Source organism: Pseudomonas sp. Fl5BN2 (assembly GCF_009908205.1).
Taxonomy (GTDB): Bacteria; Pseudomonadota; Gammaproteobacteria; order Pseudomonadales; family Pseudomonadaceae; genus Aquipseudomonas.
Genome location: NZ_JAAARL010000007.1, coordinates 1 through 12,797 on the forward strand (window position 1 = coordinate 1; position 12,797 = coordinate 12,797).

Sequence of the window (12,797 nt, forward strand, 5' to 3'; positions counted from 1 at the left end):
GACCGTAAGGTAAACGAGCTGGCTACCGAATTTCTTGACGACCATAGAGCGTTGGAACCACCTGATCCCATCCCGAACTCAGTAGTGAAACGATGCATCGCCGATGGTAGTGTGGGGTTTCCCCATGTGAGAGTAGGTCATCGTCAAGATTAAATTCCGAAACCCCAATTGCGAAAGCAGTTGGGGTTTTGTTTTGCCCGAGAAAAAGCTGCAGGCAGCTCTCTGTCCTTGTTGGGTCGGCCCGGCTGCCAGCATCTTGTGACAGCCGCCAGGGCTGCGCGCTGACTTTACAGATGATTCATGGTCTTGATCTGGTAGTGCGATGCGAGCCAAGGCTTGCCTGAGTTGTACACGTGCCTCATCTGGCAGTGCTCCTGGCTTGGCGTCACCAAGTAGCAACTGAACAGTTAGTTCTCAGGGGGCGACGAGTTCATGGCCTTGAAGGCAGAGTCGTCGGGTAAGCCGATATCGCTGGCATTGCTGGTTGTGGCGAGGCGCTACGGGACGGCGGCGAGGGCTCAGAAAGTCGGCGGGGTTATGACCCAAAGCACCAGCGCATCTTCCTCGCCGGGGTTGCCATACTTGTGCGGTTCCTGGCTGGAGAAGCTGAAGCTGTCGCCTTCGCTGAGTTGGAAATGGCGCTCGCCAACCCACAGTTCAAAAGTCCCCGAAAGCACGTAACCGGCTTCCTCCCCCTCGTGGCTGTAGCTCTCCTTGCTATAGGTACCCGGAGGAAATCGCGAGTGCAGGAACTCCAGTTGGCGAGTGGGCTGCGGGGTCAGCAACTGGTCGATGATGCCGTTTTCGTAGTTGACCTGCAGGCGCTGCTTTTTGCGCACCACGTAACCCTGGTCTTCAGGGGCTGTTTGGGTTTCGCTGGCGAAAAACCACTGGATGGTCACTCCCAGGCTGCGGGCGATATTGAACAGCGCGGGAATCGACGGATAGGCCAGGTTGCGTTCCAGCTGGCTGATGTAGCCCGCGGTCAATTCGCTCATCTGCGCCAGCCCGGTCAGGGTCAGGCCCCGGCGTTTGCGCAGGCCCCGAATTCGCGTGCCGAGGAACTGCGGGCCGCCGGCAGCGGACACGGCGATCTCGCTGTCGGTGTCCGGTTCCGGGCTGGCCGCGAGGTTCGCAGACAGTGTCTTGCTGCTGTTGTTCATGGCAGGCTCCGAACCATGGGAACGGGTACGTCCGAGCACCCATCCTGGAAAAAGGCCTGAAGTATAAAGCAGCCTCAAAGCTCCCAGGCGACTTTCAAACCTTCATAGATTGCCTCTTCTACAGTGCGTGGCGCCAGGCAGTCGCCGATGCGGCGAAACTCCACCAGTCCCTGCAACTGTGCGCCAAGCTCGTCGACAGATTGATGGCCCTGGCACAGCACCAGGCTGTCGACGTTTTCCAGCAGCATCGGCTCGCCGCTTGCGGTGTGTTGCAGGTACACAGTGCTGTCATCGCAGCCGTAGAGGCGGGCATAGGGAATGATCGGGATCGCCAGCTTGTGCAGTTCGCCGGCCATTTGGTCACGCACATACAGCGGCAGGCTTTCGCCGCAGTGGGTGCCGTTGACCGCCAGTTGCACTTGATGCCCGGCACGCACCAGGCGTTCGGCTATGCCCGGTCCGATCCAGTCGCAGCGCCAGTCGGCTACCACCACCGAGCGCCCTAGTTGCACTTCGTCTCGCAGCACCTGCCAGGCGTCCACCACCTGAAGTTCGCCACCACGCTCGAAAGCCGGCCAATAGGGCTGGGCGCCAGTGGCGATAATCACCAGATCGGGCTGTTCTCGTTCCACCAAGGCACGGTCGACCCGGGTATTGCGTTGCACCTCGACCCCGGCCAGCTGCATCTCCCGCTGCAGGTTGGTGCTGGCGCCGCCGAACTCGCTGCGTCGGGGCAATAGCTGCGCCAGCAACACCTGGCCGCCGAGTTGCGAGCCGGCTTCATAGAGGGTCACCGCGTGGCCCCGTTGCGCCGCCACCGCTGCGGTTTTCATCCCCGCCGGGCCGCCGCCCACCACCAGGATGCGTTTGCGCCGGGCTATCGCTTTAGGTTGGCCATATTGCAGTTCGCGGCCGGTTTCCGGGTGCTGGATACAGGAGATTGGCAAGCCCTTGTGGAAGTGGCCGATGCACGCCTGGTTGCAGGCGATACAGGCGCGTACATCCTCGACGTGGCCGCTGTCGCTTTTGTTGGGCATCTCAGGGTCGCAGATCAGTGCTCGGGTCATGCCGCAGACGTCGGCCTGGCCCCTGGCGATGATCGCCTCGGCTTCCTGGGGCTGATTGATGCGTCCGGTAACGAACAGCGGGATCGATAGCCCGGCCTTGAAGGTCCCTGCCTCCCGGGCCAGATACGCCGCTTCCACCGCCATCGGCGGTACGATATGCACGGCGCCGCTCAAGGACGCCGAGGAACCGGCGACGATGTGTACGTAGTCCAGTTGCCCTTGCAGCATCTGCACCGCGGCCAGGGATTCGTCTTCGGTCAGGCCTTCGGGGTCGCGCTCATCGGCGCTGATGCGCAGGCCGATGATGAACGCCTCGTCGGTGCTGGCACGCATGGCGTCGAGGATTTCCTGGATGAAGCGCAGGCGCTGTTGCAGTTCGCCGTTGTAGCCATCCGTGCGCCGGTTGACCCGAGGATTGATGAACTGCGCCGGCAGGTAGCCATGGCTGGCCACCAGTTCCACGCCGTCTAGCCCAGCCTGGTGCAGGCGTCTTGCGGCATCGGCATAGCCCTGGATGATCTCGTCGATCATGGCCTGGTCCAGTGCTCGGGGCATTACCCGGAAGCGTTCGTTGGGTACCGCAGAGGGCGCATAGGCCACTGCCAGCAGGCCGTCGCTCGACTCCATGATTTCCCGCCCCGGGTGGAAAATCTGCGACAGCACCACAGTGCCATAGGCGTGGCAGGTCTCGGCCAGGCGCCGATAGCCGTCGATGCAGGCATCGTCGGTGGCCATCAGTACATGGCTGGTGTAGCGCGCACTGTCGTGGACCCCTGCCACCTGCAGCACAATCAGGCCGACACCGCCTTCGGCCCGCGCCCGGTGGTAAGCAATCAACTGTTCGTTGACCAGATTGTCGGTGGGCATCGAGGTGTCATGCCCACTGGACATGATGCGGTTCTTCAGGCGTTTGCCACGAATCTGCAACGGCTCGAAGAGGTGCGGGAAAGCAGGAGCGGCGGTCGACATGCTGCGGTTACTCCAGGCAGGCCGAGGGCAGGGCGCAGGGCCTCGGCGTTGTTATTATGTCTCTATAAAAAATTACCTGTAGTAAAAAATCAACTTGTTTTTTTACTTGCCGATGCAGTAGCTTCGATTTGCGCCCGCTTCGGGACACACCTCACAACAATAAAAAAGGGTCATGCCGGTGCGCGCCGGTCTGGCACCGGCACGAGGAATTACAGATGAAAGCGCTCTCCCTTACGCACGGTTTTTCTTCCCTGACACTGAGCCTGGCGCTAAGCCTGATGTTGGGCCTGGACAGTGCCCAGGCAGCCCCCGACATGGTTGTCGTGGCATACGGCGGAGCCGGACAAAAAGCCCAGGATGTGGCGCTCTTCCAACCCTTCAGCAAGGCCGACGGCAGCAAACTGATCCAGAGCGAATACAACGGCGAGATGGCGCGGATCAAGGTCATGGTCGACACCGGCAACGTCGACTGGGACGTGGTGCAGATCGAGGGCCCGGACCTGATGCGCGGTTGCGACGAAGGCATGTACGAGCGCCTTGACTGGAAGGTCCTGGGGCGTGCTGCGGAATTGATTCCCGACGCCGCCCAGGCCTGTGGCTCAGCGGCGCTGGTGTGGAGCGTGGCGATCGCCTATGACCGCAACAAGCTGGCCAAGGCGCCCGCGTCCTGGGCCGACTTCTGGGACGTCAAGCAATTCCCCGGCAAGCGCGGATTGCGCAAGCGCGCGGTGTACAACCTGGAGTTCGCGCTGCTGGCCGACGGGGTCAAGGTCGAGGATGTGTATAAGGTCCTGGCCACTCCGGAGGGCGTGGACCGGGCCTTCGCCAAGCTCGGCGAGCTCAAGCCATACATCCAATGGTGGGAAGCCGGGGCACAACCGGCGCAATGGCTGGCTGCTGGCGACGTGGTGATGACTTCGACCTACAGCGGCCGGATCGCCGCAGCTGCGCAAGGCGGCGCGCCGCTGGCGCTGGTCTGGCCCGGCAGCCTGTACGGCATGGATTACTGGGCGATCATCAAGGGCTCGAAACACGTGGACCAGGCCAAGCGCTTCATCGCTTTTGCCAATAGCCCCGAGGCTCAGGTGAAGTATGTGCAGCAGATCCCTTATGGGCCTACCAACACCTTGGCCGCAGCGCAGCTTGATTCGGCCCTGGCGCAATGGGTGCCGACCTCGGCGCAGAACCTGGCGGGCGCCCTGGCGATGAACGTCGAGTTCTGGGTCGACCATGGCGAGGAGCTGGAGGAGCGTTTCAACGCCTGGGCCAGCAAGTAGCCCGAACGGGCTGGACGTCGCTGGACGTGCAGCCCTATTGTTTGCCAGCCCAACAGCCCTGAGGACCCCAACAATGAATAATATCGCCTCCAGCCCGACCCACAGTACTCGTGCCACGCCTGAACGCAGCGCCACCGAACAGCGCCTGCGAGAAGAGCTGGCCGCCTGTTACCGACTGATCGCGCACTTTCGTATGAGCGACTTGATCTTCACCCATATCTCGGTGCGCCTCCCTGGCCCCGAGCACCACTTCCTGATCAACCCTTACGGGCTGATGTTCGACGAGATCAGTGCGTCCAACCTGGTGAAGATCGACCTCGACGGACGTGCCGTAGAACCATCGCCATACCCGGTGAATCCGGCAGGCTTCGTGATCCACAGCGCCATTCACGGTGCCCGTGAGGACGCCCAATGCGTCCTGCACACCCACACCAAGGCCGGTTGTGCGGTAGCGGCGCTCAAGTGCGGGCTGCTGCCGGTGAACCAGATTTCCATGGAGTTCTATGGCCGCGTGGCCTACCACGACTATGAAGGCGTGGCCCTGGACCTTGGCGAACAGCAACGGCTGGTCGCAGACCTGGGCGACAAGTCGGTGCTGATGCTGCGCAACCATGGCTTGCTCACCGTGGGCGAAACCGTGAGCCAGGCTTTCTTGCGCATGTATTACCTGGAAAAGGCCTGCGAGATCCAGCTGGCCGCCCAGGCGGCGGGGGAAGTAGTGCTGCCCCCGGCAGAGGTGTGCGCCCACACCGAACGTCAGTTCAACGACCCCGGTCGGCCGTTGCAGGAAGGCGAGCTGAACGATCCGGATGCCATGCAGCTGGCATGGGCTGCATTGCTGCGGCTGCTGGAGCGGATCGCCCCCGACTACCGCGCCTGACTACACGCCTGTAGCAATGAGCCGCGGGCTGGATGGGCTGGCAAGCTTATTGTACAGTCGTTCAGTTTGCTCTTTCGTCATTGCCCCAGGAGTTTGCCCCATGAGCCAGGAAGCGCGTTTTTCTCGTCTGGAACCCGGGCTGCGCAAGGCCGAGCTGATCGAGGCGACGCTGGTCTGCCTCAAGCGCCACGGTTTCCAGGGCGCTTCGATCCGCAAGATTTCCGCAGAGGCAGGGGTCTCGGTCGGGCTGATCAGCCATCACTATTCCGGCAAGGATGAACTGGTGGCCGAGGCCTACCGCGCCATCACCGGGCGGGTCATGGCGCTGCTACGTGAGGCCCTGGACCAGGCCGCTCCGACTCCCCGCGAGCGGCTGTCGGCGTTCTTTCGCGCGTCGTTTTGCGCCGAGTTGCTGGATCCCAAGCTGCTGGATGCCTGGCTGGCATTCTGGGGCGCGGTGAAGACTGCCGAAGCGATCAACCAGGCTCACGAACATTCTTACGCCGAGTACCGCAATGAGCTGGGGAGCATGCTGGCCAGTCTGGCGCGGGAACATGCCTGGGAAGGCTTCGACGCCGATCTCGCGGCCATCAGCCTCAGCGCGTTGCTCGATGGCTTGTGGCTGGAGTCCGGGCTCAACCCCGGGACGTTCAGCCCACAGCAAGGTGTTCAGATCTGCGAGGCCTGGGTCGAGGGGCTGCAGGCCAGTGAAGGCAAGGGCTTCACGGCCCGGACAGAGGGCTGTTGATCGGTTGTTCAGTAATGGCTAGTCTGCAACACGCAAGACCTATAACTCTAATAAGAAACCATCAGGACAACTGGCGATGACTCCTCGGGTATTGATCGTCGATGACGATCCGCTGATTCGCGAACTGCTCCACGCTTATCTCTCCCAGGAAGGGTACGAGGTGCACTGCGCCGCTACGGCGGAGCAGGCGGAAACCTTTCTCGGCCAGCACACCGTCGACCTGCTGATGCTGGACATCCGCCTGCCGGGCAAGGACGGCTTGACCCTGACCCGTGAACTGCGGGTGCGCTCGGAAGTGGGGATCATCCTGATCACCGGGCGCAACGACGACATCGACCGCATCGTCGGCCTGGAATGCGGCGCCGATGACTATGTGATCAAACCCCTCAACCCCCGCGAGCTGGTGTCCCGGGCCAAGAACCTGGTGCGGCGGGTCCGTCATGCGCGGCAGCTGCAACCCATGGCCGCCAGCCCGAGCCCGGTCAAGCAGTTCGCCGACTGGGCACTGGACACCGATCGCCGCCGCTTGATCGACCGCCGTGGCGGCGAAACCCTGCTGACCCACGGTGAGTACCAGTTGCTCAGCGTGTTCCTGCGCAACAGCGGTCACACCCTGAGTCGCGACCAGTTGATGGACCAGATCCGCAACCGCGAATGGGTACCCAGCGACCGCTCCATCGACGTCTTGGTGGGCCGGCTGCGGCGCAAGCTGCACGATGATCCGGCCGAGCCGGAGTTGATCATCACCATCCACGGCGCCGGTTACCTGTTCACCGCCAGCGTGGCCGCCTGAATTGTTGCGGCACGCCTGGGGGCTGTGCTTGATCTTGCTCGCCGGCTCGCTGTCGGCGCAGCCGCTGCTGCGTTACTGCGACTACCCGGTGTACCCGCCGATCTCCTGGAGCGACGGCCTGCAGGTGCGCGGCCTGGCGCCGAGCCTGGTGCGCCAGGTGCTGGAGGACCTGGGTTATCAGGTGCAAGTGGTGGTGCTGGGTAACTGGAAGCGCTGCCTGCTGGACGCCGCCGAAGGCCGGGTCGATGTGGTGCTGGCCTACAGCACGGGCCAGCGTCAGCAAGATCTGCTGTTTTCCCGGGTGCCGGTGTTGCGTGAAGAAGTCGCGCTGTTCGTCAATCGGCGCAACCCGCCGCACTTCCGGCAGTTGCAGGACCTGCGGGCCTATCGCGGCGGCTTGCTGTTCGGCGAAAGCTATGGCCAGGATTTCGACCGTCAGGTGGTGCAGCACGGCAACATCGAATGGGTGTCCAGCAGCCAGCAGAACTTCGGCAAGCTGATCCGCCAGCGCATCGACTTCATTCCCTATGAGCGCCGTACCGGGCAACTGTTCATCGAGCAACTGCCGGGTGCTGAAGACATCGTCGCCTTGCCCCAGGCGATCAGCGTCGATTACCTGCGCCTGGCGGTGTCACGGCAATCGCCCCTGGCCGCGCGCATGGCCGAGATCGACGTGCAGTTGCAGCGTCAGGTGGACAGCGGGGCGATCCAGCGCTGGCTGGAGGAAAGCCAGGCCGGCTATCGCGCCATGCTCAAAGCGCAACAGGCCGACAGACCATGATCCGCGCCCGCCCCGGTGGTCTGTTGCGGCGCCTGCTGCTGTTCATCTTGCTGTTCAGCCTGTGCTTCACCGTGCTCGCCAGCGCGGTGCAACTGTATTTCGAATACCGCCGGGAAATGCGCGACATCGACAGCCGCATGGAGCTGATCCGTGCCGGCTACCTGGGCAGCCTGGAGCGCAACCTGTGGGACCTCAACCAGGAGCAGCTGACCGTGCAACTGCAGGGGCTGGTGGATTTTTCCGATGTGGCACAGGTGCATTTGCTCAGCGCCGATTTCGACTTGCAGCAGGGCCGTGCCGAGCTGATCGGGCCGTTGCGGGTAGAGCGTTTCCCGCTGAGCTATCAACCACCCTCCGGGCCCTTGCGGCAACTGGGAGAGCTGCAGGTCAGTACCGACCTGGGGGCGGTGTACCGACGCCTGTACGCCACCGGGCTGGTCAGCTTGCTGTGGATGAGCGTGTTTCTCTGCGGGCTGGCGGTGGCGTTGTCCGGGCTGTTCTATCGGCTGGTGACCCGGCACCTGCAGGTGATGGCCGACTTTGCCCTGCGGGTGGCGGGCGGCGACTGGCACGAGCCCTTGCGCCTGGACAAGCGCCAGCGACCGGGAGGCGATGAGATCGACACCGTGTCCCGGGCCCTGGATGAGATGCGGCGCTCGATCCTCGACGATATCCAGCGTCGGGAAGTCGACCGCCTGGCCTTGCAGGACAAGCGCGACGAGCTGCAGAAGATGGTCCAGCGGCGCACCGCCAGTCTGATGCAGGCCAAGAACGACGCCGAAGCTGCCAACCTCGCCAAGTCGCGCTTTCTGGCCACCATGAGTCATGAGTTGCGGACCCCCCTGAACGGTATTCTGGGCATGGCCGAACTGCTGCGCACAGCCCCTCTGGACACCCAGGACCGGCAGCGCTTGCAGGCCTTGCACCAGGCGGGGGAAGGCTTGCTGGCGATTCTCAACGAGGTGCTGTCCTTCGCGCGCCTGGAGGAGGGTGAGAGCCGCCCGGAAGTCCGGGATTTTTCCCTGCGCCAGTTGCTCGAGGAAGTCAGCACACTGCTTGGACCCCGTGCCGAGAACCACGGCACGCGTCTTGAACTGCAGATCGACCCGCAGCTGGCGCCCCGCCAGCAAGGCGCCGAGCAGTACCTGCGCCAGGTCCTGAGCAACCTGCTGGCCAATGCCATTCGTTTTACCGAAGGCGGCTGGGTGCAGGTCGAGGTCCGAGTGCTGCGCGCTGAGGTGGATGTGCAGCATCTGCGCTGCTGCGTGCGCGACAACGGCATCGGCATTGCCGCGTCCATGCGGGAAAAGATCTTCGAGCGTTTCGTCCAGGCCAGTGACGAAGTGACCCGGCGTTACGGCGGCACCGGCCTGGGCCTGGCCATCTGCAAGCACCTGGTGCAGCAACTGGATGGTGCCATCGGCGTCGACAGCGAGCTGGGGCAGGGCAGTTGTTTCTGGTTCGAGTTGTCCCTGGGCATCGGCCGTACGCCGCTGCCGGCGCCGGCGATCGTCGGGCCGATCCGAGGGCTGAAGGTCCTGGTAGTGGAAGACGTGGCGCTGAACCGCGAGGTGGCTTGCGGCCTGCTGGAGCGCGACGGCCATCAGGTCTGGCTGGCGGAAGATGGCGAAACCGCCCTGGCCTTGAGTCAGCAACAGGCGTTCGACCTGTTGCTGTTGGATGTGCACCTGCCCGGCATCAGCGGGATCGAACTGTGCCAGGAGATTCGTCGCCATCCCGGGCCTAATCGCCAGGCGCGGATCTTTGCCCTGACCGCCAGCGTGCAGCCGTCCCTGGTGCGCAGTTACCTGCAGGCCGGGATGCAGGGCATCTTGGGCAAGCCGTTGCAATTGGACGGCCTGCGCGAGGTACTTGGCGGGCAGCCACTGGCGCAATCCATCGCTGGGTCGCAAGGGCTCATCGACCAGTCGTTGCTGGACACCCACCGCAGCTTGTTGGGCGAGCAGAAGTTGCAGGGTCTGCTCAGGGTCCTGGCAGATGCCCTGGACCAACAACAACCGCTGTTGGCCGAGGCCCTGGCGGCCGAGGACTGCACGGAAGTCCTGCACTTGTCCCATCGTCTGGCCGGCAGCACCGATTCCCTGGGTTTTTGCGGCCTGGCACGGGCCCTGCGGGAGTTGGAAAACGCGGCCCTGGCAGCTGACCGGACCTTGCTGGCGCCCCTGGCGCAGCGTCTGCAACCCTTCTGGCAACAGTCTCGGGCGCTGTTGGCGCAATTGCTGAACGCCTGACGTACAAAATCCTTACGACTTTTTACATCTTCGATCTTTTGCTTCAACCCGAACTTACATGGCTTTCCAATAATCCCTGGAGCCGCGCCCGTCGCGGTCTTCGAAGCTTATTGGAGATAATAATAATGAACTGCCTGCAAGCTGCTTTTTCCGCCCGCGTTACCCCATCGCCCCGCGCCTTGCGCCTCACAGACTGCTGAGGTGCCCACATGACCACCACGACCGAACGTAAAGGCATCCAACTGACCCGGTCCTTGAAGAGCCGGCACATCTTCATGTTGTCCCTGGGCGGTGTGATCGGCACCGGGCTGTTCATGGGCTCCGGGGTCACCATCAACCAGGGCGGACCCTGGGGCGCAATCCTCTCCTACCTGGTGGCCGGGTTCCTGATGTACCTGGTGATGGTCTGCCTCGGCGAGCTGTCGGTACAGATGCCGGTATCGGGTTCGTTCCAGGCCCACGCGACGAAATACATCGGCCCGGCCACCGGCTTCATGATCGGCTGGGTCTACTGGATGAGCTGGGCCACCACCGTGGGCCTGGAGTTCACGGCAGCCGGCATGCTCATGCAGCGCTGGTTCCCCGGAGTGCCGATCTGGTACTGGTCGGCATTTTTCGTGGCCCTGCTGTTCGGTATCAACGCCATGGCCACGCGCGCCTTTGGCGAGGCCGAGTACTGGTTCGCCGGGATCAAGGTGGCGGCGATCCTGGGCTTCATCATCGTTGGCGTGCTGGTGATTTTCGGCGTGATCGACCTGCCCGGAGGCGCCCCGGCACCGATGTTCAGCAACTTGACCGGTGATTCACTGTTTCCCAACGGCCTGTCGGCGGTGTTCGCGGTGATGATGACCGTGGTCTATGCCTTCCAGGGCTGCGAGATCATGGGGGTGGCGGCGGGAGAGACCGACCAGCCGGAAAAAAGCATCCCCCGAGCGGTGCGCAACGTGGTGTTCCGGGTGCTGATCTTCTACGTGCTGGCGGTGATGGTGCTGGCGGCGATCATTCCGTGGCAGCAGGCCGGGCTGGTGGAAAGCCCGTTTGTCCAGGTGTTCGACATGGTCGGTATTCCCTATGCGGCGGACCTGATGAACTTCGTGATCCTCACGGCGATCCTCTCGGTGGGCAACTCCGGGCTGTATGCCTCCACGCGCATCCTCTGGGCCATGTCCAAATCCGGCATGGCGCCCAAGGCCCTGTCGCCCCTGAGCAAACAGGGCGTACCACTGCGAGCCCTGGCCATCACTCTGTGCTTTGCCCTGGTCTCGCTGCTGACCAGTGTGGTCGCCGCCGATACCCTGTTCATGGTGCTGATGGCGGTGAGCGGCATGGCCGGCACCGTGACCTGGATCGTCATCGCCCTGGCCCAGTACCGCTTCCGCCGCCAATTCCTGCGCGAAGGCGGACAACTGCACCAGCTCAAATACCGCGCGCCCTGGTTCCCCCTGGTGCCGCTGCTGTGCATCGTCCTGTGCAGCTCGTTGTTCGTGTTCCTGGCCCTCGACGAAACCCAGCGCCCGTCCCTGTACTGGGGTTCCGGCTTCATCGCCCTTTGCTATGGCGCCTACTACCTGATGCAGCGCAAGCGCCAACTGCAACCCGCCGCAGCCCTGTAGGAGCCGGCTTGCCGGCGAAGAGGCCCTTAAGCCTTGCATCGCCTGGGCGGACGCCTTCGCTGGCAAGCCAGTTCCGACAGGGCGCGCGTACCACACAGGAATCAGGCCGGCCGCCAGGCAATACACGAACAGAAGCAGGCTCCCTCGCCAAGGCTCACCGCCGTATGGCTTTGTCGAGGGTTGTTCGAAGTTGTAACAGCAACCTCGCCGCAATCCCCATGGCACTATTGTTTTTCCAAACAAAAACAATGAGATAGGTGAGTTTTTCGGCTGCGCCCAGGTACTCAGGCAAGCAATTGCCGCCTTGTTGAACACTCGTTTAGTATGACCCTCAAGTCACCCCCTCACGCCAACCAGAATAATTCGAGGACGCACATGACTCCTTCATCGTCGCTGCTCAGCCGGGTCGAAGCCGGCGTAGCCTGGATCACTCTCAACCGCCCGGAGCAGCGCAATGCTCTGGACATTCCCACCCTCAAGGAGCTGCACGCTCTGCTGGAAAGCTGCAACAGCGATCCGGCGGTGCGGGTGCTGGTGCTGACCGGCACTGGCCGCAGTTTCTGCGCCGGGGCCGACCTGGCGGAATGGGCCGCGGCCGACGCCCGCGGGGCCCTGGAAAGCTACGGTTGGACCGAAACCGCCCACGCTCTGATGACCCGCCTGCACAGCCTGGAAAAACCCACTATCGCCGCCATCAACGGCACCGCGGTGGGCGCCGGCATGGACCTGACCCTGTGCTGCGACCTGCGGGTGGCGGCGCAGTCGGCGCGCTTCAAGGCCGGCTACACCAGCATGGCCTACTCGCCGGATGCCGGCGCCAGCTGGCACTTGCCGCGCTTGATCGGCAGCGAACAGGCCAAGCGCCTGCTGTTTCTCGATGAGTTGTGGGGCGCCGAACGGGCCCTGGCCGCCGGTTTGGTCGGCGAGGTGTGCGCCGATGAGCAGTTGATCGGCAATGTCAGCGAACTGGCTGCGCGCCTGGCCACGGGCCCGACCTTCGCCTTTGCCCAGACCAAGAAGCTGATACGCCTGGGCGCCGATCGCAGCCTGGCGCAGCAGCTGGCCGCGGAACTGGCCGCAGGCCTACTGTGCGGGCGCAGCGCCGACGGGGCCGAAGCCCTGCGCGCCGCCACCGAAAAACGCCCGCCAAAATTCACCGGACTGTAGGAGCGGCCGGGCGGCGTTCCGCTTGCCGGCGAAAGGGCCCTTGGGCCATGCGCCCATTGTGTAGGAGCCGGCTTGCCGGCGAAGGCG

At 63.4% G+C, this 12,797-nt stretch carries 10 protein-coding genes and 1 rRNA gene; 9 read left to right on the plus strand and 2 right to left on the minus strand.

What is annotated here, in order from left to right; translation table 11 throughout:
• Positions 1–33 precede the first annotated feature (33 nt).
• Positions 34–149, plus strand: a 5S ribosomal RNA gene (gene rrf, locus GV819_RS11515).
• A gap of 369 nt (positions 150–518) precedes the next feature.
• On the opposite strand, the gene GV819_RS11520 is transcribed toward rrf, so the two are convergent.
• Together GV819_RS11520 and GV819_RS11525 are read right to left on the minus strand one after the other, a co-directional pair.
• A complete protein-coding gene (locus GV819_RS11520; RefSeq protein ID WP_161756204.1) occupies positions 519–1,163 on the minus strand; it encodes a cupin domain-containing protein in 645 nt (214 codons plus the stop codon).
• A gap of 74 nt (positions 1,164–1,237) precedes the next feature.
• The gene (locus GV819_RS11525) at positions 1,238–3,199 is read right to left on the minus strand and encodes an FAD-dependent oxidoreductase (RefSeq protein WP_161756205.1); all 1,962 of its coding nucleotides are present in this window, start codon (positions 3,197–3,199) and stop codon (positions 1,238–1,240) included.
• Positions 3,200–3,414: 215 nt separating this feature from the next.
• Here GV819_RS11525 and GV819_RS11530 point away from each other — a divergent pair, with 215 nt between their 5' ends.
• The 8 genes from GV819_RS11530 to GV819_RS11565 all read left to right on the plus strand — a co-directional run bounded on the left by GV819_RS11530 (position 3,415) and on the right by GV819_RS11565 (position 12,710).
• Positions 3,415–4,476, plus strand: a complete 1,062-nt coding sequence (locus tag GV819_RS11530; protein WP_161756206.1) for an ABC transporter substrate-binding protein — start codon at positions 3,415–3,417, stop codon at positions 4,474–4,476.
• Between the two features lie 73 nt (positions 4,477–4,549).
• Entirely contained in the window at positions 4,550–5,356 is an 807-nt protein-coding gene (locus GV819_RS11535; protein ID WP_161756207.1) for a class II aldolase/adducin family protein, read from the plus strand.
• A 100-nt stretch (positions 5,357–5,456) separates the two neighbouring features.
• The gene (locus GV819_RS11540; RefSeq protein ID WP_161756208.1) at positions 5,457–6,104 is read left to right on the plus strand and encodes a TetR family transcriptional regulator C-terminal domain-containing protein; all 648 of its coding nucleotides are present in this window, start codon (positions 5,457–5,459) and stop codon (positions 6,102–6,104) included.
• A gap of 70 nt (positions 6,105–6,174) precedes the next feature.
• Positions 6,175–6,897 (plus strand): response regulator, encoded by a 723-nt coding sequence (locus tag GV819_RS11545; protein ID WP_178125992.1) that lies wholly within the window; start codon positions 6,175–6,177, stop codon positions 6,895–6,897.
• Between the two features lie 31 nt (positions 6,898–6,928).
• Positions 6,929–7,678 (plus strand): substrate-binding periplasmic protein, encoded by a 750-nt coding sequence (locus GV819_RS11550; RefSeq protein WP_434738426.1) that lies wholly within the window; start codon positions 6,929–6,931, stop codon positions 7,676–7,678.
• Positions 7,675–9,930: an ATP-binding protein gene (locus GV819_RS11555; RefSeq protein ID WP_161756211.1), complete on the plus strand. Its 2,256-nt coding sequence runs from the start codon at positions 7,675–7,677 to the stop codon at positions 9,928–9,930. Before GV819_RS11550 ends, GV819_RS11555 begins: the two co-directional genes overlap by 4 nt.
• Before the next feature lie 209 nt (positions 9,931–10,139).
• Positions 10,140–11,543, plus strand: coding sequence for an amino acid permease (locus tag GV819_RS11560; RefSeq protein WP_161756212.1), 1,404 nt, complete (start codon positions 10,140–10,142; stop codon positions 11,541–11,543).
• Between the two features lie 375 nt (positions 11,544–11,918).
• The gene (locus GV819_RS11565) at positions 11,919–12,710 is read left to right on the plus strand and encodes an enoyl-CoA hydratase/isomerase family protein (protein WP_161756213.1); all 792 of its coding nucleotides are present in this window, start codon (positions 11,919–11,921) and stop codon (positions 12,708–12,710) included.
• Positions 12,711–12,797: the final 87 nt, after the last annotated feature.

Bases quoted from the DNA above. Each gene is read 5' to 3' on its own strand.
- GV819_RS11520 (WP_161756204.1), bottom strand. From the start codon at position 1,163: ATGAACAACAGCAGCAAGACACTGTCTGCGAACCTCGCGGCCAGCCCG.
- GV819_RS11525 (WP_161756205.1), bottom strand. From the start codon at position 3,199: ATGTCGACCGCCGCTCCTGCTTTCCCGCACCTCTTCGAGCCGTTGCAG.
- GV819_RS11530 (WP_161756206.1), top strand. From the start codon at position 3,415: ATGAAAGCGCTCTCCCTTACGCACGGTTTTTCTTCCCTGACACTGAGC.
- GV819_RS11535 (WP_161756207.1), top strand. From the start codon at position 4,550: ATGAATAATATCGCCTCCAGCCCGACCCACAGTACTCGTGCCACGCCT.
- GV819_RS11540 (WP_161756208.1), top strand. From the start codon at position 5,457: ATGAGCCAGGAAGCGCGTTTTTCTCGTCTGGAACCCGGGCTGCGCAAG.
- GV819_RS11555 (WP_161756211.1), top strand. From the start codon at position 7,675: ATGATCCGCGCCCGCCCCGGTGGTCTGTTGCGGCGCCTGCTGCTGTTC.
- GV819_RS11560 (WP_161756212.1), top strand. From the start codon at position 10,140: ATGACCACCACGACCGAACGTAAAGGCATCCAACTGACCCGGTCCTTG.
- GV819_RS11565 (WP_161756213.1), top strand. From the start codon at position 11,919: ATGACTCCTTCATCGTCGCTGCTCAGCCGGGTCGAAGCCGGCGTAGCC.